This is a genomic window from Salibacterium halotolerans, assembly GCF_900115625.1.
GTDB classification, from domain to species: Bacteria; Bacillota; Bacilli; order Bacillales; family Marinococcaceae; genus Salibacterium; species Salibacterium halotolerans.
Genome location: NZ_FOXD01000017.1, coordinates 12,151 through 38,598 on the forward strand (window position 1 = coordinate 12,151; position 26,448 = coordinate 38,598).

The following is a 26,448-nucleotide window of genomic DNA, read 5'->3' on the forward strand; positions in this document are numbered from 1 at the left end:
TTAGAAAAGGGTTTTGACATGGAAAAGAAAGGGAGCGGGGAAATTGACTTTCCACTCCCTTTCCAATGATTACCGGGGTATTTACTGTTGTTTAGCCATGTAAGCAACAAGGTCTACAAGACGGCTGGAATAACCAAACTCATTGTCATACCAGGAAATGACTTTGACCATATTGTCTTCCATGATCATGGTGGAAAGAGCATCTACCGTGGAGGATGTTGGTGTGCTGTTGTAGTCGCCGGATACGAGCGGTTCTTCACTGTAGCCGAGTACACCTTTCAGCTCTCCTTCGGATGCTTCTTTCAGTGCATTGTTGACGTCTTCTGCTGTTACGTCCTGTTCAAGCTCTGCAACGAAGTCGACGAGGGATACGTTTGGTGTCGGTACACGCATCGCCGCACCGTTGAGTTTGCCTTCAAGTTCAGGAAGTACGAGAGCAACTGCTTTGGCAGCGCCGGTGGACGTCGGGATGATGTTTTCTGCTGCTGCGCGCGCACGACGGTAGTCTTTATGCGGCAGGTCGAGAATCTGCTGGTCGTTTGTGTAGGAGTGAACGGTATTCATGAGACCGCGCTTCACACCGAACTTGTCATGCAGCACTTTGGCTACCGGTGCGAGACAGTTGGTCGTGCAGGACGCATTGGATACAACGTCGTGGGCAGCCGGATCGTACGTATTCTCGTTCACGCCCATCACAAAGGTAGCGTCTGTTTCTTTACCAGGCGCGGAGATGATGACTTTCTTGGCACCTGCTTCAAGGTGTTTGGCAGCATCGTCGCGTTTTACAAACAGACCGGTTGATTCAACAACCAGTTCCGCTCCGGCACCGCTCCAGTTGATCTCTGCCGGATTTTTCTCGGAAGTGACGCGGATTTCTTTTCCGCCGACAACGAGGTTTTCGCCGTTTACTTTCACTTCTTCTTCGAGGCCGCCGTGTACGGAGTCATGGCGGAGAAGGTGTGCCAGCATGTCCGCATCTGTCAGGTCGTTGATTGCTACAACTTCTACATCATCGTGCTTAAGGGCGGCGCGGAATACAACGCGTCCGATTCGTCCAAAACCGTTAATACCAATTTTTGTTGCCATAAATAAAATCCTCCCTTTAATAGTAATACCTATATTTACATTCCGCCGGCGTCCTTGCTTGAACGCGCCGGCAGAAAGTGAACATGACCAACATCCGGGACGGGTTACTCCCCGAGCACCGCCTGAGCGGCCCCTTCATCTGTGATCAGTACATCACTCGGTCTGTAATTCATGTAGGCGCTGATTGCCTCGGCCTTGGAAGCGCCTCCTGCCACCGTAATTACTTTCTGATTTTCCTGCAGTTCATCAAGCTGAAGGCCGATGGTTTTTTCCTTGTGAACAATCTGTCCGTGCCGGTCAAAATAATACCCGAATGCTTCGGCTACCGCTTCTTTTTCTTCCAAGATGCCAAAAATTTCATCTTCCGCTCCGCGGCGCCGGGCCATCGTGGAAGCCGCCCCGACTCCGTGAACGACCATACCTGCGCGCCGGATCAGGCGCAGAAGTTCTTTAATACCCGGTTCGAGAACGAGAGACTCTCTTGCTTCGCGGCTCAGCTGATCGGGAACATGAAGCAGGCGGTAATTTCCTTCTGCTTTCACCGCCATCGTGGAACTGATGGTATTGGCCTGGATTTCCACTTTTTCACCGAGTCCTCCGCGGGCCGGGACGAATGTAACAGCGTTGAATTTTTCATCCGGTGTCATCATCTCCGCCACATCAGCGAGGGTGGTGCCGCCTGCCACAGCTACAATATCTTCAGAATGCAGCATGTGTTTCATCTGCTGGATACAGGCTCTTCCCAACTCTTTTTTTACCCACGAATAACGGTCACTATTCCCGGGTACGATAATGACCTGCTCCACCTGAAGCCTGTCAGCCACCTGTTTCTCAAGATCCGCAAGGCCTGTGACGGATTTCATCGTCTCTTCGAGGCCCTCGAGCAGCGCTTCTCCGTCCTCGGTCAGCACCATGCCTCCCGATCCGATATGAATCAGGCTCTGTTCTTTTAAGAACAGCACTTCACTCCGGAGAATGCGTTCCGAGATTTCAAGGCTCCCTGCCAGCGTCCGTCTGCCGACCGGCTGCATCAGACGCAGATACTGAAGGATCCGGAATCTTTTTTCCATCACCTCAAGCACATCCGGCTGGAGTTTTTTTTGTAGTTCAATGAATTGTCGCATATGTACTCATCACCAGATCTACTTTCGGGACATAATTTGTCCCGGCGTGACATTTTAAGTCCCGCTTCAGAGTAAAAAAAAGAAAGTTCCTTCTCACTCTTTTATCATATCAAGATATAAGCTGACAGGCAATAAAAGTTTACGTTTTTGTGGCTTATGCTGATTTATCGATGATCCGGCTTTACAGGCACAAAAGCCGTTACAGATTCCTGCGGTGTTTATCAGACGTTTGAATCTTTTAAAAAACGGATAGTATACGGAAGGATTGTCGTTCCTTAATATCGAATAAGAAAACAGAAAAATCCCTGCCGGTAAATCGTTCGAGGTTTCGGTTTTCATCATGTACAATGAAGGACGAAACATAAATAAACGTGCGGCCCTTATTGTTTGACCATTATTGACCATTAGGGTATGATGGAAACATCAGCTGAGCAAGGGCTGCACGCACTTAACAAAGGAGGATGTAATACATGAATTTGATCCCTACAGTTATTGAACAGACGAACCGCGGAGAACGCGCGTACGACATTTATTCAAGGCTGTTAAAAGACCGCATTATCATGCTGGGTTCCGGCATTGACGATAACATTGCCAACTCAGTCGTAGCGCAGCTTCTGTTTTTGGCTGCCGATGATCCGGATAAAGATATTTCCCTTTACATTAACAGTCCGGGCGGTTCCATTACAGCAGGCATGGCTATTTACGACACCATGCAGCACATCAAACCGGAAGTTTCCACGATCTGCGTCGGAATGGCCGCTTCCATGGGATCCTTCCTGCTTGCTTCAGGACAGGAAGGCAAGCGTTATGCGCTGCCGAACAGTGAAGTCATGATCCACCAGCCGCTCGGCGGTACCCAGGGACAGGCAACCGATATTGACATTCACGCCCGCCGGATCCTTGAAATCCGCGAGAAATTGAACAGTATCCTGTCCGAGCGCACCGGCCAGCCGAAAGAGATTATCGAGCGCGACACCGACCGAGACAACTTCATGACAGCCGATGAAGCGAAAAACTACGGTCTCGTCGACGATGTTCTTTACAAATAAGAACCCGCTGAAGCTTCTAATAAGCTTAAAAAACCGGCACCTTGTAAAAGGATGCCGGTTTTTTTATTCTTCTTTTTCCACGAAGCGGGTAAGCTCTTCGACCGCTTCCTGTTCATCTTCTCCATCCACGGAAAGTTTGATCGTTTCCCCGGTTCTTGCGGCCAGGCTCATGATGCCCATAATGCTTTTCGCGTTCACTTTTTTATCTTCTTTTTCAATAAACACATTGGATTGAAAGCGGTTTGCTTCCTGGACAAATAAAGCGGCGGGCCTGGCCTGCAAGCCCGTCTTTAACTTCACTTCTGCTTTTTTTTCAATCAACCGGTTTTCCTCCCTTTCCTTGTTTACTCGGCATGTACCCCGTTTTCCGGCAGCACAATCTCTTCGCCGTTGCGGATTTTCTCAGCAAGCTGGTCGATTTTGCGGAGCCTGTGGTTGACTCCGGATTTGCCGACAGGACCGCTCGGCACCATCTCTCCCAATTCTTTCAAGGTTACATCCTGATACTTCACCCGCATCTCCGCCATCTCCCTAACTTTTTCAGGAAGATTTTCAAGACCGACGCGCCCTTCCACAAGCTGAATGTTTTCCACCTGCCGCAGCGCCGCTCCCACCGTCTTGTTCAGGTTGGCGGTTTCACAGTTCACCAGGCGGTTCACAGAATTACGCATGTCTTTCATGATTCTGACATCCTCAAAATAAAGAAGCGCCTGGTGGGCTCCGATTACATTGAGAAATTCTGTTATTCTTTCACTTTCTTTAATGTAGAGGATAAATCCTTTTTTTCGTTCCAGACTTTTTGACGAAAGATCAAATTCCTGAAGCAGTTCCTGCAGGGACCGGTTATGTTCTTCATACAGTGAAAAAATTTCAAGATGATACGACGATGTTTCCGGATGATTAACCGAACCTCCTGCGAGAAACGCGCCTCTCAGGTACGCGCGTTTGCATTTGGTATCTTTCAGTATATCGCGGGATATCGTACGGATAAAACGGTATCCATCCTCCATAATACTTAAATCACGGAGCATGTGTCTGGCTTCCTCGACAACTCGGACGAGATAGACATTGTTTTTTTTCAGCCGCATTTTTTTGCGTACCATTAATTCGATGACCGTCTCCGGATATATTCTTTTAATAAGCTGGTAAATGCGGCGGGCAATAGCCGCGTTTTCCGTTGATACATCAAGGATCAGTTCACCTTCGCTGAACGAGATGGAACCGTTCATGCGCGCAAGTGCTGCGAGTTCCGCTTTAGCGCAGTAGTCCTCTTCTTCAAACCGGGTCAGTTCTTTTTTTGTCATAGCTGCAAAAGATGACATGTACCATCTTCACCGCCTTTCACGTTCCACCTGTCTATCCAGCATTCACATCTGGGCAAGCAGCGACTGGGACACTTTCACCGCATCATGACGGAACAAATGGTCCCGGTAATGCATGAAAGCATCCTGCACAACGCGGCAGCCGAGCTGCTTTACCCGGGCTTCATCAAAGGTGACCGGGTACGCCGATTCTTCCTTGTAATTGGCAAGTATATCAGGAGGTATTTCGGTATTACTGACGAGTACCGTTTCTATCAGGCTTCGGCCGGTATGTTCCTGAATCGCCTCAATGTGGTCGGCGACGGTAAAATAATCGGTTTCCCCGGCCTGGGTCATTCCGTTGCAGATATATACCTTCCGTGCTCCGGCTTCTTCCACCGCTTCGGCAATGCCGGGTACAAGCAAATTTGGAATAACGCTCGTATACAAACTTCCAGGGCCGAATACAATGACATCCGCCTCCCGGATCGCGTCAAGACTCTCCGGCAGAGGCTGGACGGTTTCCGGCGAGAGGTATACCCGCCGTATCCGTTTACCTGAATTCGGAATATTGGATTCCCCGGATATAATCGTGCCATCTGTCATTTCCGCATGCAGTTCAATGCTTTGATTGGATGCCGGGAATACATTTCCCTTTACATTTAACACCGTACTTAATTCACTGATTCCTTTTGCAAAATCACCCGTAATGGATGTCATACCGGCGAGAAGAAGATTGCCGAGCGAATGACCAGTCAGTCCGTTGCCGTTTTCAAACCGGTGCTGAAACATCTGTTCAATCATCGGCTCCACTTCTGCCAGCGCCACCAGTACATTCCGTACATCCCCGGGCGGCGGAATATCAAGTTCTTTACGGAGTCTTCCTGAGCTGCCGCCGTCATCAGCTACCGTAACAATAGCGGAAATATTAACAGGAAATGTCTTCAGTCCTCTTAACAGCACGGATAGTCCGGTTCCCCCGCCGATGACAACAATATTTGGTTTTTCCACGATGATTATTCCTTCCCTTTCTCTATATCACGGTGGGTTTTATGCACGGCATATCCCCCGGCAAAATAATCAGCTACATATTCAGCCAGTGTAACCGAGCGGTGTTTGCCTCCGGTACAGCCGATGGCAATAATCAGCTGGCTCTTTCCTTCCCGTTTATATTGTGGAAGCATGTAACTTAATATATCAAGCAGTTTTTCGGTGAATTCCTTCGTTTCCGTCCATTTTAACACATAGGATGAGACTTCTTCTTCCAATCCGGTTTTGGGCTTGAGATGGTCAATATAATGGGGATTGGGAAGAAAACGCACATCAAACACGAGATCCGCATCAATTGGCAGCCCGTATTTGTATCCAAATGACAGAATGTTGACCGAAAAGCCATCTTTTTCAGGCGCCGAAAAGGACTGTATAATCCTCTCCCGCAGCTGCTTTGGATTCAGTCCGCTCGTGTCGATAATCTGGCGTGCCCGTCCTTTCAGGTCTTCCAGGATATCACGTTCCTGATGGATGCCCTCAAGCGGAGTTTCTGCGGCCGCAAGCGGATGAGAACGCCGCGTTTCTTTATAGCGCTGCACGAGTACATCATCTTTGGCGTCCAGAAACAGAATGTGGGTGCTTAAATGAGTTTTCAGGCGCAGGTTGTCGACCGCCTCAAACAGGTGGTCAAAAAATTCCCTCCCTCTGAGATCAATAACCAGTGCCACTTTATTCATCTGTCCGCCTGAATTTTCAATCAGTTCCACAAACGTCGGTATCAGCGCAGGCGGCAGATTATCCACACAGTAGTAGCCCATGTCTTCAAAACTCTGGACGGCAACGGTTTTTCCCGCTCCAGACATGCCGGTGATAATGACGACATGAATATCCTCCTGCGGCTGTTCCTTTTGTACATATTTCGTCTGGTTTTCTGCCAATTACAGCTCCTCCTTATCAAAACGCGAATGCAGAAGATGAAAATCCCGGTCGTAGTGAAACGTTCCGTACAGAATTCCGGTATCCTCCAGAACGTGGCGGAAAATCGCCCGGTCACCTTCGGCCATCGGCAGACCGGCCGTCCGTTCCACCGGTACCAGCTCCAGCTTTCCTTCCGGCGACTGATCGAGCACCCTGCCGCGGCTGGACCGCGCTTCAAAACTGAACATCATCCACTCCGACAGCAGATGCCTTTCGTCCATCACTAAAAAGGTGAAAATGCCGCGGAGTGCTGGATGAAGCAGGGATAACCCGGTTTCTTCCCGGTATTCGCGTACAACAGCATCCCGTACGGACTCCCCGCTTTCCATTTTTCCACCGGGCGGCACCCACCAGTTCCGGCTTGGTTTCTGCAGTAAGAGGACGTCTTTTGTATCATGAAGAAAACAGTTTGTTACCCGCTGCATGGCTCTCCCTCCGCTCTATCTCTATTCAGTATACTATGCAGGAGGGGGTCTGCTCAATTTTTCAGCAGGTGTATCCCGTATGACGGAACCAAAAAAAGAGCACAGGCCGGGACCTGTGCTGCTCCAAATAATATTTTAAGGGGGTCAATTACTGTACTTATCTTATCATGTTTCCTGTTTCATACTGGTTACAGATCGATTAATATCTGTTTAATTTTTGTAAAGAAAAGTATCAGGCATTGACCGTGCTTTTCAGTTCTTCTACATATTCCTGCGCCGTCTGGGCTGCGATGGAGCCGTCGCCGGTAGCTGTGACAATCTGGCGCAGCGATTTTTCGCGGAGATCTCCGACTGCGTAGACTCCCGGAATTTTTGTTTCCATTTCTTCATTCGTTTCAATATAGCCTTCTTCGTTTGTGATACCAAGCCCGTTGACAGCATCATTCAACGGAATCATGCCGATATAGATGAAGGCGCCGCTCGTTTCGAAATCATAATCTTCGCCGCTGTTCAGGTCCGTGAGTGTCACACTTCCGACCTTGCCGTCTTTATTATTGATTTCTTTGACGACGTGGCTCCATTTAAAGTCAATTTTGTCGTTCACAAACGCGCGCTGCTGCAGAATCTTCTGTGCTCTCAGCTCATCCCGGCGGTGGATCACCGTCACTTTGGAAGCAAAACGGGTCAGGTATACCGCTTCCTCTACAGCGGAGTCACCGCCTCCGACGACAACAATTTCTTTGTCACGGAAGAAAGCACCATCGCATACCGCACAGTAGGACACACCGCGGCCGCCGAGTTCGTTTTCACCATCTACGCCGAGCTGTTTGTAGACAGCACCGGTGGCCACAATAACGGAACGTGCTTTGTATTCTTTCTTGCCGGCCCGGACAATTTTATAGTCTTTGTGATCTTCAATTTCTTTGACGTCGCCGTAGGCATACTCGGCTCCGAATTTTTTGGCGTGGCTGAACATTTTATTGGAAAGGTCCGGTCCAAGAATGTGTTCAAAACCAGGGAAGTTCTCCACATCTTCGGTATTGGCCATCTGTCCTCCCGGGATCCCCCGTTCGAGCATCAATGTCGACATTTCCGCTCTGGATGTGTAAACAGCTGCCGTCATACCAGCCGGACCGGCGCCGGCGATAATCACATCATAAATTTTTTCATCTGTCATGATGAATCACTCCTCTTCCTCCTCCATAATATCTCCTTAAGCATTCATACCCATACAGTTGGCTGTGCTTTACGGCTATCTTAAGCAATTCCCCCGCTTACGTCCAGAAATGTGCCTGAAGATTTAAAGCAGCGGGGCAGACCATAATTCACGCATCACATCACTGGAGAATAACAGATGATGCTCCATCTTATCCAGAAGAACATCTGCTCCTGTATGCCCTTTGGCACGGGCGGTACTCCATCGTTTTTGTGCTTCCTGCAGGTGACCGGCCTGATAAGCGGCGGCTCCGCAGTAAAAGAAAAATTCCGCTTGTTCCGGAGCAGACCGCTGCCTGTATTTCCGGAAAAAGAGAAAGGCAGCCTCCCCTTCTTCAAGCAGGGTAAGGGTTGCGGCCGTCCGGTACAAATGATCACGGTCCAGCGGAAGAACCTGTTTCAGCATCCCAGCTGTTTCAAAAGATTCCTGATCCCTTCCCGCTTCTTTATAAAGGAGGGCAAGCTGACATCCTGCCGGAACATAATAATGCTCGTGCCACACTTCTTTGGCATAGACCAGCGCTTCCTCCACATGTCCTTTCAGGTAAAGAACACGGACAAGCCGGCTCTGGGCGGCCGGATAATACGGATAGGCCGCAATAAGATCTTCCAGTGTGTTCTCGGCTTCAAACAGGCGGTTCTCTTCTATCATACGAAGCGCCCGTTCATACGTTATAATCAGTTCATCATCGGCTTCGGGGTCTTCAGACCGGGCACCTTCCTCTTCACTGTCCATTTCCAGCATTTCCAGAAGATACTTGGTGTCTTCGGCAAAATCCCCCTCCGGCGCCAGCACAAGATACTGGGCCGCTGTCTCGCCGGCTTTATCGAACAAGCCCTGATAGGCGTAATTATTCGCCAAAAAAAAGTAGCATTCATACAATGTTTCATCGACATGTTCGAGTACATGCGACAATAGCTCATTTGAGGCGGTATATTCGCCCATATCGGAATAAATGGCTGCCAGCTGGCACTGAAAAACGCCTTGTTCGGGATTCAGCTCCACAGCACGCCGAACATATTTAACGGCGCGTTTCAGCTCTTGTTTCTGATAAGCATGAACGCCCCGCTTGAAAAAGTAATCACTATGATGAATAAATGGGATAACCTGTCCCTGAGATTGTTGTGTTTTCACCTATATCCCCTCCATCGGGAAAAAACCATACGCATTAGGTTCAGTATATCATCAACAAAAACGTAAGAAAAGCACGGGAAAGAGGTTAGGAGAAGAGCGCGTACCAGCCAAACAGGCATAATTACACGCCGGCGCACCCTGGCTTGCATGCCCCACATACAGCAAAAAAAAGACGGAACGCAGGGAATGATCCCGCAACCCGTCTTTTTCTGTGTATTATTTCCCATGGCGTTCGTTCAGTACGCGCAGTACGTCGTTAAATGGAAGACGCTGTTCGCGGAGCAGGACAAACAGGTGATACAAAAGATCGGCGCTTTCCATGCTGAGCTCTTCGGGATCCCGGTTTTTGGCGGCGATCAGCACTTCGCTTGATTCTTCGCCGACTTTTTTCAGGATTTTGTCCACGCCTTCGGTGAACAGGTACGTCGTATAGGCACCTTCCGGCATTTCGGCCGAGCGTTTGGCGATCGTCTGCTCCAGTGTATTCAAAATCTCAAACCGGTTTCCGTCCGCCGGAGCGGCTGTATCCTTCAGAAGGGAGTCTGTAAAACAGCTGTAGGAGCCGGTATGACAGGCCGGTCCGTTCGGAATGACTTCGATAACGAGAGCATCCTGATCGCAATCGTACCGGATATCGGTGACCTGCTGGGTATGCCCGGAACTCTCTCCTTTGTGCCAAAGCCGGTCTTTGGAGCGGCTGTAAAACCATGTTTCTTTTGTCTCGATAGTCGTTTGCAGCGATTCTTTATTCATGTAGGCAAGGGTCAGTACTTCGCGGCTGACCGCATCCTGGACGACAGCGGGAATCAGACCGTTATCATCAAATTGAAGTTCGTCTATGTTCATCGCACCCGCACTCCTTCCTCGCGTAAATGCTTTTTCACTTCTTCGACGGACGTTTCTTTGTAATGAAAAATGGAAGCCGCCAAAGCTGCGTCGGCATTGGTTTCAGAAAATACCCGGCTGAAGTGTTCTTTCACGCCGGCGCCGCCGGAGGCAATAACCGGGACGGATACAGCGTTGTTGACAGTTTCGGTGAGGGACAGGTCAAATCCATCTTTGGCCCCGTCCTGATCCATGCTCGTAAGCAGAATTTCTCCGGATCCACGCCTGACAACTTCGCGGGCCCATTCCGTCACCTCCCACTCCGTCGGGGTACGTCCGCCGTGGGTATAGATCCGCCAGGAATCAAGCTCTTCATCGAATTTGGCATCAATGGCTGTCACTATGCACTGAGACCCAAAATAGTCCGCCCCTTCACTGATCAGTTCCGGACGTTTTACCGCTGCGGTGTTGAGCGATACTTTATCGGCGCCGGCCCGCAGAATCGTGCGCATGTCATCAAGCGTGTTAATGCCGCCTCCGACCGTAAAAGGTATAGCGAGCGTACCAGCGGTTTCCCGGACCACATCCACCATTGTTTTGCGGCCTTCATGGGACGCGGAGATATCGAGAAATACAAGTTCATCCGCTCCCTGCTCATCATAAAAGGAAGATAGTTCCACCGGATCGCCGGCGTCGCGGAGACCGACAAACTGCACCCCTTTCACGACACGTCCTTCTTTCACATCCAGACACGGGATAATTCGTTTTGTAATCACGACCAGTTCACCTCCTGCAGTGCTTCTTCCAGGTTCAGCCTACCGGTGTATACGGCTTTTCCGGTAATTGCGCCGGCAATGCCGTCGCCTCGGCGTGCGGCCAGTTCTTTCACATCTTCGAGCCGGCTCACCCCGCCGGAAGCAATGACTTCTGCTCCCGTCTCCCGGGCCAGTTCCGCGGTGGCCTCGACGTTCGGTCCTTCCATCATACCGTCTTTGGAGATATCGGTGAAAATAAACGTCTCTGCGCCGTATTCTACCATTTTTCTGCCAAGGGCCGCCGTTGTCACATCGGAGGTTTCGAGCCAGCCGTTGACCGCGATGCGGCCGTCCCGTGCATCCAGACCGATCGCAATCCGGCTGCCGTAGCGCGCCAGCATCTCTTTGGCAAAATCGGGATTCTGAAGAGCCACACTTCCGAGAATGACGCGGTCCACACCGTGATTCAGGTAATAGGATACATCGTTTTCGGTCCGAATCCCGCCGCCTGCCTGTATGTTGACATCAAGCGTCCGGGCGGCTTCCACAATATGTTCGTGATTCACACGCTGTTTGTCTCTGGCGCCGTCCAGGTCGACCATATGAATCCAGGAAGCGCCAGCCTCCTGGAAATGTTCCGCCATCGCTGAGGGAGAATCTCCGTATACCGTTTCTTTCTCGTAATCTCCCTGAAGCAGGCGTACGCATCTGCCGCCGCGTATATCAATGGCCGGATAGAGATCGAACTTACTCATAGGTATTTCTCCCTTCCGCGACAATCGTGCCGAAGTTTTCAAGAATCTTCATGCCGATAGTGCTGCTTTTTTCCGGGTGGAATTGGGTGCCGAGGACACGCCCGCGGCCCACAACCGCCGGAACCGTTTCATAATAATCGCTGTCCGCGATCAGTACGTCTTCGTCTTCGGTTTGAATCACGTAAGAATGGACAAAGTAGACGTGGCCTTCTACTACACCCTTCAACAGATCATGCTGCGGTTGTTTGAATGAGAGCTTGTTCCAGCCCATATGCGGCACTTTGTACGCTGTGCCGTCTTCGGTGACACCGGGAAAATGCTTCGCATAACCGGGAAGAAAACCAAGTCCTTCGGTATGTTTGTTTTCTTCACTGCCGTCGAACAGAAGCTGCATGCCAAGGCATATGCCAAGCAGTGGTCTGCCGTCGGCGGCCCATTTTTTGATGAAATCTTCCTGGCCTTTTTCTTGCAGCAGGTTCATCGCATCGTGAAACGATCCGACACCCGGCAGGATCAGTCCGTCCGCTTCTGCCAGACGATCCGGATCTTCCGACAGAAAGTACGGAACGTTCAGCCGTTCCAGTGCTTTGCTGACACTGTGGAGGTTTCCCATCCCGTAATCAATAACTCCGATCATGTCCTTCCCACTTCCTTCCTTACAACATTCCTTTTGTCGAGGGAACTCCTTTTACCCGGTCATCCATCTGCACCGCTTCATCAAGCGCACGTCCAAGCGCCTTGAACACGGCTTCGACAATATGGTGGGTGTTGTGGCCGTAATGGACGATGACATGCAGATTAATTCTTGCTTCCACCGCAAATTTCCAAAGAAATTCATGCACGAGCTCCGTGTCAAATGTACCAATCGAGGCAGCCGGGAGATGCGCACGGTACTCCAGGTGCGGGCGGTTGCTTAGATCGACGACCACCTGGGCGAGCGCGTCATCCATCGGCACCAGTGCCTGCCCGTAGCGCCGGATTCCTTTTTTGTCCCCCAGCGCTTCCTGAAAAACATGCCCGAGACAGATGCCGATATCCTCGGTCGTGTGATGATCATCAACGTCTGTGTCGCCGTTTGCGTCAATCGTCACATCGAAGTGGCCGTGTTTCGTGAATAGATCAAGCATATGAGTCAAAAATGGAACACCGGTCGAGATGGAACCATTTCCTTCGCCATCCAGGTCCATGTTCAGGCGGATATCTGTTTCCTTCGTTTTTCTTTCGATGGAACTGCTGCGTGATGTCATCCGTTCTCTCCTTTCCCGCGGCGCTCCACGGCGCGCGCATGACCTTCCAGCCCTTCCAGACGGGCAATTTGTGCAATATCACCGGCATGATCTTCAAGAGCGGTGCGGCTGTAGGAAATAATACTCGATTTTTTCGTGAAATCATCCACGCTGAGCGGACTCGAAAAGCGGGCGGTGCCGTTTGTCGGGAGAACATGGTTGGGGCCCGCCATGTAATCACCGACAGGTTCCGAGCTGTACGGGCCGAGAAAAATAGCTCCCGCGTGCCGGATACGGCCGAGAAGGGCATGCGGATCTTCCACGAGCAGTTCGAGATGCTCTCCGGCAAGCTGATTCACCGCCTCCACCGCCTGTGTCATGGAATCGGCAAGGTAAATAGCTCCGTGATGACAGAGCGATGCAGCGGCGATGTCCTTTTTCGGAAGGGTTTCCAGCTGTTTATCGACTTCAGCTTTTGTCTGCTCCGCGACATAGCGGGACGTCGTAACGAGCACGGCCGACGACATTTCATCGTGCTCGGCCTGGGAAATCAGGTCCGCTGCTGCCAGATCCGGGGACGTTGTTTCATCAGCCAGCACGACAATTTCACTGGGGCCGGCGATCATATCAATGTCCACCTGCCCGAATACCTCGCGTTTTGCGAGGGCCACAAAAATGTTGCCGGGACCGGTGATTTTATCCACGCGTGGAACGGTTTCGGTTCCGTAGGCAAGAGCCGCCACCGCCTGGGCGCCGCCTGCTTTCAAGATCCGGCTGACACCGAGTTCCGCGGCTGTCACAAGCACTCCGGGAGTCAGTTTTCCGTCTGCATCCGGCGGCGACGTCATTACAATGTCTTCCACGCCGGCGGTCTGGGCCGGGATAACATTCATCATAATCGTTGATGGATAGGCAGCCTTGCCTCCGGGGACATACACCCCCGCCCGGTCGAGCGGTGTGATTTTCTGACCGAGCATCGTTCCATCTTCCTGGGTTGTTATCCAGGACTGTCTGATCTGTTTTTCATGAAAAGAACGAATGTTGGCCATCGCCCGGCGCAGGGCCTTAAGAGACTTGTCGGAAAAATCCCGGTACGCCTCTTCCATTTCCTGCGGCGTGACAAAAAAAGAATCCAGCCGGGCTCCGTCGTATAATTCCGTCAATTCACGAAGGCCGTCGTCCCCTTTTTCCCGGATTTTTGCCACAATCGCTCCAACGGTTTCTCTTTCCTTTTCCGTGCTTTGTTCCAGATTTCGTTCCAGACTTACCTCAGGGCCGAGTTCCACGATGTTCATCGCACGTCCTCCTCTATCACTTCCGCAAGCCGCGCCGCTATCTCATCAATTCGGCTGTCTTTCAGGCGGTAGCTGACGGGATTCACAATCAGCCGCGACGTGATGGATACAATCGTCTCGAGCTCCACCAGGCCGTTTTCCTTCAGCGTCCTGCCGCTTGAGACAATATCAACAATCCGGTCGGCGAGACCGACAAGCGGCGCAAGTTCAATTGATCCGTTCAACTTAATAATCTCCACCTGTTCCCCCTGTTCCTTGAAATAACGGGCAGCAAGATTCGGGTACTTGGACGCTACTTTCGGATTGACATCTGTTTTCTCAAACCCGGGAAGCCCCGCCACCGCCATGTAGCAGGGGCTGATGCCAAGATCAAGCACTTCATGCACGTCCCGTTCTTCTTCGAGCATCGTATCCTTCCCGGCTACTCCGATATCGGCCACCCCGTGTTCAACGTAGGTCGGCACGTCCATCGGTTTAGCCAGGATAAAACGCATATCCGCTTCCGGAGCATCCACAATCAATTTTCTCGAATCATCAAATTCCGGAGGCAGGGAAAAACCGGCCCGGCGGAGAAGTTCAACCGCTTCTTCAAAGATCCGGCCCTTAGGCATCGCTATTTTCAAAGGTTCTGTCATCTGCCTTCGTCCTCCTTCGCCGCTTTGTTCAGATCAATCCATTCGCTGAAACTGCTCTGCAGCTGCTCCACGTTCTCCACGCCGGCTTTATCCTGGAGAACGACCCGTTTTCCGAGTCCGCGCTGCCGCCGTGCTTCTTCCACCGCTTCGCTTCTCTGTTCACGACTGAATAAAATGCAGGTCTGAGCGGGTTTTTCGCCGGTAAGACCGAGCGCTTCGACGAGAAGGTCGAGGCGGATACCGAATCCGGTGGCGCGTCCCGGGCGTTCAAACTTACCCAGCAGCTCATCGTACCGGCCGCCTCCCGCAAGCGGAAAACCGAGCCGGCTTCCATATCCTTCAAAAACGACACCGGTGTAATAACTCATGTGGAGCACCAGGTTGAAATCAAAAGTAACGTGCTGCTCTACGCCGTAGCACTCCAGCACTTCGCGGATCTGCCGGAGGTTCTCAAGCGCCCTGCCGGCTTCCCCGTTGTGGACGAGCGCGTCCGCTTCATCGAGCTTCTCTGCGCCGCCCCGCAGCTGAAGCAGTCCGAGCAGACGGTTTTCCTCTTCTTTTGGAAGGCCGAGCGATTTTACGTGCTGTCCAAATCCAACGTGATTCTTTTCATATAAAAAGCGACGCAGGTTGTCCACCGGTTCTTCGTCTCCGAGCACATCAAACAGCAGCGCGTTGACATAGCCGATATGGCCGACCGCCACCTGGAAGTCTTCAAGTCCTGCTTCTTTCAGGGCGGCCGCCATTAACGCGATGACTTCGCCGTCAGCACTCGCCGTGCTGTCGCCAACAAGCTCCACACCCATCTGCTCAAATTCCGCAGGCCGGCCGCCCTCGCGCTGCTGCGCGCGAAAAACATTGGTATGGTACGACAGACGGATAGGAAAAGACTGCTCTTTCAGGCTCGATGCCGCCACTCTTGCGATAGGCGCGGTCATATCAGGGCGCAGTACAAGGGTATGCCCCTGCTGATCCAGCAGTTTGAACAGCTGCTGATCCAAAATGGCCGATGCGCGGCCTACCGTATCGTAATACTCCAGAGCAGGTGTTTCGATAGGGAGATATCCCCAGCTTCCAATTTCAGATTCCAGGCGGTCCGCAACACTGCGTTTTGTCTGGTAATAAGCCGGCAGTGTGTCCCGCATGCCCAGTGGTTTTTCAAACATAAATGGCTGCGTCAAAACAGACACTCCTTTCGAGTCGGGGGAATTGGTTCGTTATATGTATGCAAAAGGACGGGAAAGACCCTCTGTATCTTGCAGGAATAGAAAAAATTTTTACTTTAGTCTGCTAATGTAATAGAGAGATAAAGTGTATATCATGTAGTTTACACCCATGCCGAAGCGCCGTCAATCCGGAAAATATGCTATTAAAAAAGCCCTTTTCCGGCGCAGTCGGGTGCGCCGGTAAAAGGGCTATCTGGACGTGTGAAGGATCTGAAGCGGGTTTCCGCCGACGACGCTCCCGGCTTCCACGTCTTTATGGACGACTGAGCCCGCCGCTACCACCGCCTCGTCACCAATCCGCACTCCCGGCAGAATGGTGGAATTGGCTCCTATCATGACGTGATCACCGATTTCCACAGCACCGAGCCGGTATTCGGTGATCAGGTATTCATGAGCGAGAATCGTTGTATTGTATCCTATCACGCTGTTTTTTCCTATGGATATTTTTTCTGGATACATGACATCCGGCATCATCATTAAGGCAAATGCCGTTTTTTCTCCAACCTGCATGCGCAGAAAGGTTCGGTACATCCAGTTTTTCAGCGGCAGAAAAGGGGTCAGGCGGGCAGTCTGAATGACGATGAAATTTTTGACGACCTTCCAGAACGATACCGTTTTGTACATCTGCCAGAGGGAGTTGGAGGATTCCACCGGGTACCGCTCCGTGCGCCTCATGTCTCTTTCACTCCCACATACCCAAGGATGCCGGGCATCGTCTGCAGCATAATGTCCGGTTCGAAAGACTGCAGGTGCGCTTCCCCTTTAATCGTCCAGGCGACACCAGCCGTCGTCACCCCTGCGTTTTTTCCGGCGAGGATGTCATACTGGCTGTCCCCCACCATCATCGTTTCATCCGGTCCGGATCCGAAAGGCTCCATCGCCCGCTGCAGCGGCTCCGGATCAGGCTTTGCCCGTTTTACATCGGCCAGCGTAATAACGGTTGGGAAGTAAGGAGCGAGACCCGATGTTTCCAGCCCAAGCAGGGCGGTTTCCCTGCGCTTGGTCGTCACCACAGCGAGATGGAACCCCTGCTCATGCAGCGTCTGTATCGTTTCGGTGACTCCTTCGTACTCTTCCAGCAGCTCATCGTGGTGATCGAGTGTGAATTGCTGATACATCCGGATCATCCCATCCGCCTGATCGGGATCAATCGAGCGGAAATTATCGGGAAGAGGCGTCCCGATAAACCCGATAATATCCTCCCGCGAATACCGGCCGGGATAATAAGACTCCAGCACATGTTCAAACGAAGCGATAATGAGTGGGTTGGTGTTCACAAGCGTACCATCAAAATCAAACAAAATGGTATTTATCGTCATAAGCTGCCTCCTTGCGGTCCGTCTTTATTTTTTCTTTTTGGATGAAGATTTGGTTTTTTGTTTGGGCACTCCGCTTCCATCTTCATCCAGATAACGGGCGGAGGCAAGACCGGTCTTTCTACGGTACGCCCACAGCAGAGCCGAACCGATAATCAGTACCACCGAAATGACCTGGGCGGCCATGAGGTTATCGCCGATCATCAAGCTGTCTGTCCTCATCGCTTCGATAAAGAAACGGCCGGCGGAATACCAGATCACGTAACTCAGGAACAGTTCGCCCCGTTTCAGGTTGACGCGGCGGAGCAGGAGCAGAAGAATGAGCCCGAGCACGTTCCAGACGGATTCATACAGAAAGGTCGGGTGATAATACGTGCCGTCTATGAACATCTGCTCGATGATAAAATTGGGGAGCTGCAGGTTTTCAAGAAAAGCACGTGAAACCGGGCCGCCATGCGCTTCCTGGTTCACGAAGTTTCCCCAGCGGCCGACAGCCTGTCCGAGAATAATACTCGGCGCGGCAATGTCTGCCATTTTCCAGAACGATACGCCCCGCATTCTTGTAAATACAACAGCGGTAAGGACAGCGCCGATCAGCCCGCCGTGAATGGCAAGGCCGCCTTCCCACACCGCCAGTATTTCGCCTGGATTGTCCGCATAATATCCCCAGCGGAAAATCACATAATAAAGCCTGGCGCACAAAATCGAAATCGGTATAGCAAAAATAAGAAGATCCGCAAAAATATCTTTAGGCAGGCCGCGTTTTTTGGATTCCCGGTTTGCAAGTAAAAATCCGAGAAGGGCGCCCAGTCCGATTAGAATACCGTACCAGTAAACCGGCCAGGACCCGATTTGAAACGCGACACGATCAATAGGTAGTGCTGTATATATCATCTGTCTTCTCTCCTATCCTTAAAAATCCTCCCGGTTCCCCTCTTCAATAACATCGGTTAAACGGTCGGAAAACTGCTTTGCCGTGTTAATGCCCATCCGCTTCAGACGGAAATTCATCGCCGCCACTTCGACGATAACAGCAAGGTTACGTCCGGGGCGGACAGGAATCGTATACTTCGGTATTTCTGTGTCAATGATCGGAAGCGTCGCTTCTTCCAGGCCGAGACGGTCGTACGCTTTGTTTTCATCCCAGAGTTCCAGGTGGATCGTCAGTCCGATACGCTTAAACGGACGTACCGCTCCCGCTCCAAACAAGGTCATCACATCAATAATACCCAGACCCCGTATTTCAAGCAGGTGCCGTATCAATTCCGGCGCACTTCCGACGAGCGTATCTCCGTGCTGCTGGAAAATCTCAACCGAATCATCGGCAACAAGACGGTGGCCGCGGCGCACCAAATCCAGGGCGGTTTCACTTTTACCGACGCCGCTCGCTCCCGTTAACAGCACACCAATGCCGTAAATATCCACGAGCACTCCATGGACAGCCGTCGATTTGGCCAGCCGTGCTTCGAGAAAGTTGGTAAGCTGACTGCTCAGACGCGTCGTCGTAACATCGGAGCGCATCACCGGAACGCCCATATTTTCTGCGCTGTCCAGCAGTTCCGGCGGAGCAATCAGACCCCGCGAAATAATAATCCCCGGTGTGTCATATGTACAAAGGTTCGTCATCCGTTCTTTTTTCTCTTCCTCACTCAGCTGCTGAAAAAAAGACAGCTCCGTCCGTCCAAGGAGCTGCAGCCGTTTGGCGGGATAATACGTGAAAAACCCGGCCATTTCGATTCCGGGCCGCGAAATGTCACTCGTTGTAATAGCGCGGTATACCCCGTCGTTCCCGGCGAGCACCTCCATATTGAATTGTTTGACTAAATCATTGGCGCTTACTTTCGGCATACATACCCCTCTACCTTGTTCCTTTCCGGAGAGTGCTGCTCCGGTTGGAATCATCAGAATTTTTCTGCTTATGCTTTTCTTATTGTAGCACGTTTTCACCGTCTATTGGAAATCAAGGTTTGAGAAAGAGGATGTGGCAGGCAGGGGATGGTTGTGGCGGGTTGGCGGGATGGAGGCGGGGTGAAAGGTAGGATAGGAAGTGGACACTACATGGTCGAATAATGTATGTAGTGTCCTCGGAAAGTATATCAAGAAACACTGCGACTCCGGCGCGGACGATTAGTGGTTCCTCGGCTTTCTTAAGGAACCACTATCCTCCCGTTTCAGCGCCGTAGTGTCCGCTTTATGGTGTTTCACGGGCACTGGTTCCTCCTTTGGGCATGGTAATGGGTGGAGACAGACTGCCGGATGAAAAAGAGCGTTTCCGACTATCACGCAAGATAATCGAAAACGCTCTTTTTTTCCAGGTATCGCGGGGCTCACCGCTTAAGACCGGTCGCTGCGCAGCGGTTCCACAATAAAATTGTTGATAAGCACGTTCAACAGGGCAATCAGCACTGCGGCAAGCAGCGCCATGCCGAAGCTTGAAATCGAGAATAAATCACCCATCAATTCAGACGTCAGCATGAGCAGCGCCGCATTGATGATAAAAACGAAAAAACCGAGAGTTACGACCGTAATAGGCAGTGTCAGGATAACAAGCAGCGGCCGGATGAGCATATTAATGATGGAGAGCAGCAGCGCGGCGGTAAATGCCGCGCCGAGACCGTCCAGCTCAAAACCCGGAAAGAAGCCGGCCACCACCATGAGGGTCACCATGTTAACGAGAAACGGAACGAGACATCCCATTATTCTGCGGTGTCTCCCTCATTCGGCAGAATAAAGGTGAGCACCAGGTAAGCAATCGGAATAGGGAACAACCATGTGACAAAAAACAGAACAACGGTGATGATGCGGATGAGCATTGGGTCCACACCGAAATAATCGGCAATGCCGCCGCATACACCCGCCAGTTTTCGGTTTGATCGGCTGCGGACTAACTTTTTCATCCTATCTGCCTCCTCAACTGTCTTCCGGTTTCACAGAAATAGAACCGGTCTTTGTCTGTGCATTCAAACGGAGACGCGGGGACGCTTCCGTGTTGGAAGTAAAGCGCAGTGATTTCTGAATGAAATCCTTCTTCTCCTCATGAATGTCCATGTCCCTTAATGAATAATTGTAATTGCCCACATTGGTGCGGAGGTGCCCTTCTGTCCTTATTTCCGGAGGAACTGTTACAAAAATACTCCCGGTTGTGGCAGAAAGCGCGGCCCTCGCATCCTGGCTGACTCTCATTAACGCATCAATAGTGCCGTTAACCGATTCCGCTTCCAGATCCCGGATGTCTGCGTTCAGTTCAATGGTACCGTTCATGGTTTTCACGTCCCCGACGTCTATACGGCCTCCGGTCACTTTTACCGGGCCGTTCACCGTTTCCAGGTGACACTTCATCGTGTCCGGCTGCTCGATTGTAAGACTGCCGTTCACGGCTTTGGCAGACAAACTGTTCACTTTTACTTCTTTCCCTCTCAAGTGCCCGTTAAACGTATACAGGTTCAGGCTTTCATACGTCCGGCGCGGCACGTACAGCACCGCATCCACTTTCATCGTTTTCGTTCTCGTGTAGAAACGCAGGTGTGTGTCGTCCACTTCAAACACCGTTTCTTTCAGAAATTCCTGCCGTGCCTCTTCCTGGGTCCGGCTCTTATATACTTTCACGTCACATTCCAGCTTCACATCCGCCTCATCCCAGGGCCTCCACTCGAGCGATCCATTTTCCAGGGAAATATCAAGAGACGGCTGCTCTATATTTTTATGCTGGAAAATATGATGGACTTCCTGATAAGGACCGAAATTAAAGTCCAGATCCAGTTCTTTAATTTTTCGTACAGCACTGTCGATAAAATCGTAGAAACCGGTTGCTGCACCTGAGCGGTGGTCTTCCTGCTTTTCCTGTTCCCGATCTGTATTCCAGTCCGAGCGGCTTTCCTGACGGCCGCTGACGCGGGTCGGCAGACTGGTTTCCGTGGAAGGCCCTGTTTTCTCTTCTTCTTTCCGGGATGCGCCTGTATCCGGTCCGGAAACCGATTGATTGCTTTCCTCCGTCTGCTTTTCCCCGTCACCGTCGTTCACGGCCTTCAGAAGTTTGGATCCATCTTCAGGTGAGATTTTTCCGTCTTCCACCATTTTTAAGATCAGCTTGCGTTCTTCCTCCATGATTGATCCCTTCCTTTTTAAGTAATTTAAGGGTCCTGTGCAACCATTCAGACTGTCTTATTTCTTTTTACGCAGACGGTCCCGGCTCCGTTTCAATTTTTCGGGTAGAATCCGCCGGGGCGGCTTTCATGAGTTTTCTCAGGTCGAAGACGGTTCGGCGATCTGCTCGGCTGCCGCCATACGCTCGGCCATACGGCGGTTTTCCCGCTCGAGGATCGGCTTGAGATAATAACCGGTATAAGAGCCGGTGTCTTCACCGACCTGTTCCGGTGTACCTGTCGCAATTATACGGCCGCCGCCGTCTCCTCCTTCCGGACCGAGATCGATAATGTGGTCTACGGTTTTAATCACATCAAGGTTATGCTCAATGATAATAACAGTATCTCCGTTATCAACCAGACGCTGAAGGACGTTCATCAGACGATCAATATCATCAACGTGAAGTCCTGTCGTCGGTTCATCGAGGATATAGAGAGACTTGCCGGTGGAGCGGCGCTGCAGCTGACTCGCCAGTTTCACCCGCTGCGCTTCGCCGCCGGACAGGGTTGTCGCCTGCTGGCCGAGTTTAATATATCCAAGCCCCACATCGTACAACGTCTGGATTTTACGCTGGATTTTCGGGATATTTTCAAAAAAGCCGAGAGCTTCTTCCACCGTCATATCCAGAACATCGGCGATATTTTTACCCTTGTAGCGTATGTCGAGTGTATCACGGTTGTACCGCGTGCCTCCGCATTCTTCGCACGTGACGTAAACATCCGGCAGAAAGTGCATCTCAATCTTGATGATACCGTCTCCCTTGCATGCTTCGCAGCGGCCGCCTTTCACGTTAAAACTGAACCTTCCCTTTTTGTATCCACGGGTTTTTGCTTCACTGGTCATCGCGAACACATCCCGGATATCGTCAAACATACCGGTGTAGGTGGCCGGGTTGGAACGCGGCGTCCGGCCGATCGGTGCCTGATTGATGTCCACCACTTTTTCCAGCTGTTCAATGCCTTCCACTTTTTTATGCGCGCCGGGTTTTTCTTTACCGCGGTGGAGTTTCTGGGACAGGGTTTTATAAAGTATATCATTAATGAGCGTACTTTTTCCGGATCCGGAGACTCCTGTCACGGCGGTTAGAAGACCGAGCGGAATCGAGGCGTTCACGTTTTGAAGGTTGTTTTCTTTGGCGCCCTTGATTTTCACCTGCCGTTTATCCGATTTACGGCGCGCGGTAGGAAGTGGGATGAATTTTTTCCCGGAAAGATACTGTCCGGTTAGCGAACCTTCATCCTCTTTCACTTTTTCCGGCGGTCCTTCGGACACAATATAACCTCCGTGGACGCCCGCTCCCGGGCCGATATCCACAAGATGGTCGGCCGCGAGCATCGTATCTTCATCATGTTCCACGACAATCAGTGTATTGCCAAGATCCCTCATCCGTTCCAGCGTCTGAATCAGACGGTTGTTATCCCGCTGGTGCAGTCCGATGGAAGGTTCGTCCAGAATGTAAAGCACACCCATCAGGGACGAGCCGATCTGAGTAGCCAGACGGATTCGCTGCGCTTCCCCGCCTGATAACGTTCCGGCTGAGCGGCTCAATGTCAGGTAATCGATACCCACATTAATCAGAAAACCGAGACGATCCTCTATTTCGCGGAGGATAAGACGGGCAATCGTCAACTCTTTCTCCGACAGCTCGAGCTGTTCATAAAACTGTTTCGCATCTTTAATCGAAAGGTCTGTTACTTCTCCGATATGCCGACCGGCAATTTTGACAGCCAGGCTTTCTTCCCGGAGACGGTGCCCATGACATGTCGGGCAGTCCGTCCGGGCCATGTACTGCTCCATCTGATCCCGGATGAAATCCGAAGCTGTCCCATAATAGCGGCGTGAAATATTGTTCAAAACACCCTCAAAGTAAATATTTCGTTCCGTGATGCCGCCTCGGTCGTTTTCGTAACGGAACACCATGCGTTCTTTATTGCTGCCATGCAGCAGAATATTACGTTTTTCTTTTGGAAGATCTCTCACCGGCACATCCATATCAATATCGAAATGACGGCAGGCGGACGCCAGCAGCTGCGGATAGTAATTGGAGCTCGTTGGCTCCCACGCCGCAATAGCATGATCATTCAACGTGCGGTCCCAGTCGGGAATAACGAGTTCTTTATCCACTTCCAGCCGGCTGCCGATGCCATCACACGTCGGGCATGCTCCAAACGGGCTGTTAAAGGAGAACAGGCGGGGTTCCAGTTCCCCAATCGTAAATCCGCAGTGGGGGCAGGCATGATGCTGATTAAAGTGCAGTTCCCCGCCGTCAATCACATCCGCCATTACTTTGCCGCCGCTTAACTCAAGAGCGGTTTCGAGCGAATCGGACAGCCGTGTTTCGATTCCTTCTTTTATGACAATCCGGTCTACAACGACTTCAATGTCATGGTTTTTGTTCTTTTCGAGGTTGATTTCTTCACTGACTTCACGCATTTCCCCGTCTACGCGCACACGGACGAAACCTTTCTGCTTCAGGTCTTCGAGAAGTTTAACGTGCTCGCCTTTGCGGCCGGAAACGACCGGGGCGAGAATCTGCATCTTTGTACGCTCCGAATGTTCCATCATGCGGTCCACCATCTGCTGCACCGTCTGGGAGGAGATTTCGACGCCGTGATGCGGGCAGACCGGGCGTCCCACTCTGGCAAACAGCAGACGCAGGTAGTCATAAATTTCGGTGACGGTTCCGACCGTCGAACGCGGGTTGCGGCTCGTCGTTTTCTGGTCGATCGAGATCGCCGGAGAGAGACCTTCAATAGAATCCACATCCGGCTTTTCCATCTGGCCGAGAAACTGCCGGGCGTAGGCAGACAGAGACTCTACGTATCGGCGCTGGCCTTCCGCGTAAATCGTATCAAACGCAAGAGAGGATTTCCCCGAGCCTGACAGTCCTGTCAGTACAACGAGATTGCCGCGGGGAATCGTCACATCAATGTCTTTCAGGTTATGGGACCGTGCTCCTTTAATCTGTAGATTTTCTACCGGCATTGTACGTCATCCTTCCGCTTTTAATTCAAGTAGCATGTCGCGAAGTTCCGCCGCCCGTTCAAACTGAAGGTCTTTGGCGGCCGTTTTCATTTCTTCTTCCATCTGATCAATAACTTTCTGCCGTTCTTTTTTGCTCATCTTGTCGAGCGCCGGTTTGTCAAAGTCATTCGTTTCCTCGGAAGAAATCGTAGCCTGGATCAATTCCGGAATTTCTTTCTGGATGGTCGTCGGCGTAATATCATGTGTGTCATTAAACTCTTTCTGAATCGCGCGGCGGCGGTTTGTCTCCTCCATTGCCGTATTCATCGAACGGGTTATCTTATCCGCGTACATAACAACATGCCCGTTCGCATTCCTGGCGGCACGCCCCATCGTCTGAATGAGGGACCGCTCGGCACGCAGAAATCCTTCCTTGTCGGCGTCCAGAATGGCAACGAGGGACACTTCCGGTATGTCAAGACCTTCCCGGAGAAGGTTAATACCGACCAGCACATCAAATTCACCGAGCCGCAGCTGCCGCACGACATCAATGCGCTCCAACGTCTTTACTTCGGAATGCAGGTATTTTACCTTGATGCCGACTTCTTTAAGATAAGAGGTCAAGTCTTCCGCCATCTTTTTCGTGAGTGTGGTGACCAGCACTCTTTCCTTTCGTTCGCGGCGCTCATGAATCTGTTCGATCAAGTCGTCAATCTGACCTTCAATCGGCTTGATCTCTATCGTTGGATCGAGCAGACCGGTCGGCCGGATAATCTGTTCCACCACTCCCGGTGAATGCTCCAGCTCATACGGTCCCGGGGTCGCCGACACATAGACCGCCTGCTGCATCCGGGTTTCAAACTCCTCAAACTGGAGCGGACGGTTGTCCATAGCGGACGGCAGCCGGAATCCATGGTCTACAAGTACCTGCTTACGGGCCCGGTCTCCTTTGTACATGCCATTCACCTGCGGAAGCGTCACGTGCGACTCATCAACGATAAGCAGGAAATCCTCCGGGAAAAAGTCCATTAACGTATAGGGGGATTCGCCGGCGCTTCGGAACGTCAAATGGCGGGAATAGTTTTCGATGCCTGAGCAGAAACCCATTTCCCGCATCATTTCAAGATCGTATTTTGTGCGCTGTTCCAGCCGCTGGGCCTCAAGTTCCCTGCCGTTGTCCCGGAATGCCTGCAGCTGTTCCTCCAGCTCTTTCTCGATATTTTCGATAGCGCGTTTCATCTTCTCTTCACGGGTTACGAAGTGGGAAGCCGGGAAAATAGCGGCGTGCTGGCGTTCTCCGAGCACTTCCCCTGTCAGCGCATCAACTTCGGTAATCCGGTCGATTTCGTCACCGAAAAATTCAACACGGATACAGTGTTCATCGCGGGATGCGGGAAAAATCTCCACGACGTCACCGCGCACCCGGAAGGTTCCGCGTACAAAATTCACATCGTTGCGTTCATACTGGATATCAACCAGATCCCGCATCAGAGCATTGCGCTCCTTTTCCATGTCTTTACGAAGGGAAACAACAAGTTCCCGGTATTCCTCCGGCGAACCAAGACCGTAAATACAGGAAACACTTGCCACGATAATCACGTCATTGCGTTCAAAAAGCGCGCTCGTGGCAGAGTGCCGGAGTTTATCTATTTCGTCATTGATGCTGGCATCTTTTTCTATAAACATATCAGTGGAAGGAACATAGGCTTCCGGCTGATAGTAGTCGTAATAGCTGACAAAATATTCGACAGCATTACCCGGGAACATCTCTTTAAATTCATTATACAGCTGGCCTGCCAGTGTTTTATTATGAGCCATCACGAGGGTGGGTTTATTCACGTTCTGAATAACATTGGATACCGTGAATGTCTTTCCGGTACCGGTGGCACCAAGCAGCGTCTGATGTCTCCTGCCCTCTTCGATGCCCTTTGTTAAAGCTTCTATCGCTTCCGGCTGGTCGCCCTGGGGGTCATAGCCGGAAGCGAGTTCGAATGTTTCATTCATG

At 51.3% G+C, this 26,448-nt stretch carries 27 protein-coding genes; 1 reads left to right on the forward strand and 26 read right to left on the reverse strand.

All coding sequences use genetic code 11. The features are described 5' to 3' along the window. Positions 1-81: 81 nt before the first annotated feature. Both gap and BM124_RS13560 read right to left on the reverse strand, forming a co-directional pair. A complete protein-coding gene (gap, locus tag BM124_RS13555; protein WP_093338303.1) occupies positions 82-1,086 on the reverse strand; it encodes a type I glyceraldehyde-3-phosphate dehydrogenase in 1,005 nt (334 codons plus the stop codon). A 104-nt stretch (positions 1,087-1,190) separates the two neighbouring features. After that, on the reverse strand, positions 1,191-2,210 hold the full coding sequence (locus BM124_RS13560) for a sugar-binding transcriptional regulator (protein ID WP_093338304.1): 1,020 nt from the start codon (positions 2,208-2,210) through the stop codon (positions 1,191-1,193). Positions 2,211-2,680: 470 nt separating this feature from the next. Here BM124_RS13560 and clpP point away from each other — a divergent pair, with 470 nt between their 5' ends. Then, positions 2,681-3,259, forward strand: a complete 579-nt coding sequence (clpP, locus tag BM124_RS13570) for an ATP-dependent Clp endopeptidase proteolytic subunit ClpP (RefSeq protein WP_093338307.1) — start codon at positions 2,681-2,683, stop codon at positions 3,257-3,259. A gap of 63 nt (positions 3,260-3,322) precedes the next feature. Here clpP and BM124_RS13575 read toward each other — a convergent pair whose 3' ends face one another. From BM124_RS13575 to uvrB, 24 genes are all read right to left on the reverse strand, one after another. Further along, positions 3,323-3,580, reverse strand: coding sequence for an HPr family phosphocarrier protein (locus BM124_RS13575; protein ID WP_093338309.1), 258 nt, complete (start codon positions 3,578-3,580; stop codon positions 3,323-3,325). A 23-nt stretch (positions 3,581-3,603) separates the two neighbouring features. Continuing rightward, a complete protein-coding gene (gene whiA, locus BM124_RS13580) occupies positions 3,604-4,563 on the reverse strand; it encodes a DNA-binding protein WhiA (RefSeq protein WP_244504342.1) in 960 nt (319 codons plus the stop codon). A 63-nt stretch (positions 4,564-4,626) separates the two neighbouring features. Further along, on the reverse strand, positions 4,627-5,571 hold the full coding sequence (locus tag BM124_RS13585) for a gluconeogenesis factor YvcK family protein (protein WP_093338311.1): 945 nt from the start codon (positions 5,569-5,571) through the stop codon (positions 4,627-4,629). Between the two features lie 5 nt (positions 5,572-5,576). After that, a complete protein-coding gene (gene rapZ / locus BM124_RS13590) occupies positions 5,577-6,413 on the reverse strand; it encodes an RNase adapter RapZ (RefSeq protein ID WP_093338381.1) in 837 nt (278 codons plus the stop codon). A 75-nt stretch (positions 6,414-6,488) separates the two neighbouring features. After that, positions 6,489-6,953 (reverse strand): NUDIX hydrolase, encoded by a 465-nt coding sequence (locus BM124_RS13595; RefSeq protein WP_093338313.1) that lies wholly within the window; start codon positions 6,951-6,953, stop codon positions 6,489-6,491. Positions 6,954-7,185: 232 nt separating this feature from the next. Next, positions 7,186-8,130 (reverse strand): thioredoxin-disulfide reductase, encoded by a 945-nt coding sequence (gene trxB, locus BM124_RS13600; RefSeq protein WP_093338314.1) that lies wholly within the window; start codon positions 8,128-8,130, stop codon positions 7,186-7,188. Between the two features lie 123 nt (positions 8,131-8,253). Further along, positions 8,254-9,303 carry a tetratricopeptide repeat protein gene (locus BM124_RS13605; RefSeq protein WP_093338315.1) on the reverse strand — a complete coding sequence of 350 codons (1,050 nt, stop codon included), beginning with the start codon at positions 9,301-9,303 and terminating at the stop codon, positions 8,254-8,256. A gap of 216 nt (positions 9,304-9,519) precedes the next feature. Then, entirely contained in the window at positions 9,520-10,149 is a 630-nt protein-coding gene (gene hisIE / locus BM124_RS13610; protein ID WP_093338317.1) for a bifunctional phosphoribosyl-AMP cyclohydrolase/phosphoribosyl-ATP diphosphatase HisIE, read from the reverse strand. Beyond that, positions 10,146-10,904, reverse strand: a complete 759-nt coding sequence (hisF, locus tag BM124_RS13615; RefSeq protein WP_093338318.1) for an imidazole glycerol phosphate synthase subunit HisF — start codon at positions 10,902-10,904, stop codon at positions 10,146-10,148. Before hisF ends, hisIE begins: the two co-directional genes overlap by 4 nt. Then, on the reverse strand, positions 10,901-11,638 hold the full coding sequence (gene hisA / locus BM124_RS13620) for a 1-(5-phosphoribosyl)-5-[(5-phosphoribosylamino)methylideneamino]imidazole-4-carboxamide isomerase (protein WP_093338320.1): 738 nt from the start codon (positions 11,636-11,638) through the stop codon (positions 10,901-10,903). The genes hisF and hisA overlap by 4 nt, the downstream gene beginning before the upstream one ends. Further along, complete coding sequence (hisH, locus tag BM124_RS13625; protein WP_093338321.1) at positions 11,631-12,275, reverse strand: imidazole glycerol phosphate synthase subunit HisH; 645 nt, start codon at positions 12,273-12,275, stop codon at positions 11,631-11,633. The genes hisA and hisH overlap by 8 nt, the downstream gene beginning before the upstream one ends. 19 nt (positions 12,276-12,294) lie before the next feature. After that, a complete protein-coding gene (gene hisB / locus BM124_RS13630; protein ID WP_093338323.1) occupies positions 12,295-12,885 on the reverse strand; it encodes an imidazoleglycerol-phosphate dehydratase HisB in 591 nt (196 codons plus the stop codon). After that, positions 12,882-14,159: a histidinol dehydrogenase gene (gene hisD, locus BM124_RS13635; protein ID WP_093338324.1), complete on the reverse strand. Its 1,278-nt coding sequence runs from the start codon at positions 14,157-14,159 to the stop codon at positions 12,882-12,884. Before hisD ends, hisB begins: the two co-directional genes overlap by 4 nt. Further along, complete coding sequence (gene hisG / locus BM124_RS13640) at positions 14,156-14,794, reverse strand: ATP phosphoribosyltransferase (RefSeq protein WP_093338326.1); 639 nt, start codon at positions 14,792-14,794, stop codon at positions 14,156-14,158. Before hisG ends, hisD begins: the two co-directional genes overlap by 4 nt. Further along, complete coding sequence (locus BM124_RS13645; RefSeq protein ID WP_093338327.1) at positions 14,791-15,975, reverse strand: ATP phosphoribosyltransferase regulatory subunit; 1,185 nt, start codon at positions 15,973-15,975, stop codon at positions 14,791-14,793. Before BM124_RS13645 ends, hisG begins: the two co-directional genes overlap by 4 nt. A gap of 234 nt (positions 15,976-16,209) precedes the next feature. Then, on the reverse strand, positions 16,210-16,695 hold the full coding sequence (locus BM124_RS13650; protein WP_093338329.1) for an acyltransferase: 486 nt from the start codon (positions 16,693-16,695) through the stop codon (positions 16,210-16,212). Then, entirely contained in the window at positions 16,692-17,339 is a 648-nt protein-coding gene (ppaX, locus tag BM124_RS13655; protein WP_093338330.1) for a pyrophosphatase PpaX, read from the reverse strand. The genes BM124_RS13650 and ppaX overlap by 4 nt, the downstream gene beginning before the upstream one ends. 24 nt (positions 17,340-17,363) lie before the next feature. Beyond that, complete coding sequence (gene lgt, locus BM124_RS13660) at positions 17,364-18,230, reverse strand: prolipoprotein diacylglyceryl transferase (RefSeq protein ID WP_093338332.1); 867 nt, start codon at positions 18,228-18,230, stop codon at positions 17,364-17,366. 18 nt (positions 18,231-18,248) lie between these two features. Next, positions 18,249-19,184 (reverse strand): HPr(Ser) kinase/phosphatase, encoded by a 936-nt coding sequence (gene hprK, locus BM124_RS13665; protein ID WP_093338333.1) that lies wholly within the window; start codon positions 19,182-19,184, stop codon positions 18,249-18,251. A 486-nt stretch (positions 19,185-19,670) separates the two neighbouring features. Then, positions 19,671-20,033, reverse strand: coding sequence for a phage holin family protein (locus BM124_RS13670; protein WP_093338335.1), 363 nt, complete (start codon positions 20,031-20,033; stop codon positions 19,671-19,673). Continuing rightward, positions 20,033-20,233: a PspC domain-containing protein gene (locus tag BM124_RS13675; RefSeq protein ID WP_093338337.1), complete on the reverse strand. Its 201-nt coding sequence runs from the start codon at positions 20,231-20,233 to the stop codon at positions 20,033-20,035. The genes BM124_RS13670 and BM124_RS13675 overlap by 1 nt, the downstream gene beginning before the upstream one ends. Before the next feature lie 13 nt (positions 20,234-20,246). Further along, complete coding sequence (locus BM124_RS13680; protein ID WP_093338338.1) at positions 20,247-21,440, reverse strand: DUF4097 family beta strand repeat-containing protein; 1,194 nt, start codon at positions 21,438-21,440, stop codon at positions 20,247-20,249. A gap of 138 nt (positions 21,441-21,578) precedes the next feature. Continuing rightward, complete coding sequence (gene uvrA / locus BM124_RS13685; RefSeq protein WP_093338340.1) at positions 21,579-24,464, reverse strand: excinuclease ABC subunit UvrA; 2,886 nt, start codon at positions 24,462-24,464, stop codon at positions 21,579-21,581. 6 nt (positions 24,465-24,470) lie between these two features. Further along, a complete protein-coding gene (uvrB, locus tag BM124_RS13690) occupies positions 24,471-26,447 on the reverse strand; it encodes an excinuclease ABC subunit UvrB (protein WP_093338341.1) in 1,977 nt (658 codons plus the stop codon). Position 26,448 lies beyond the last annotated feature (1 nt).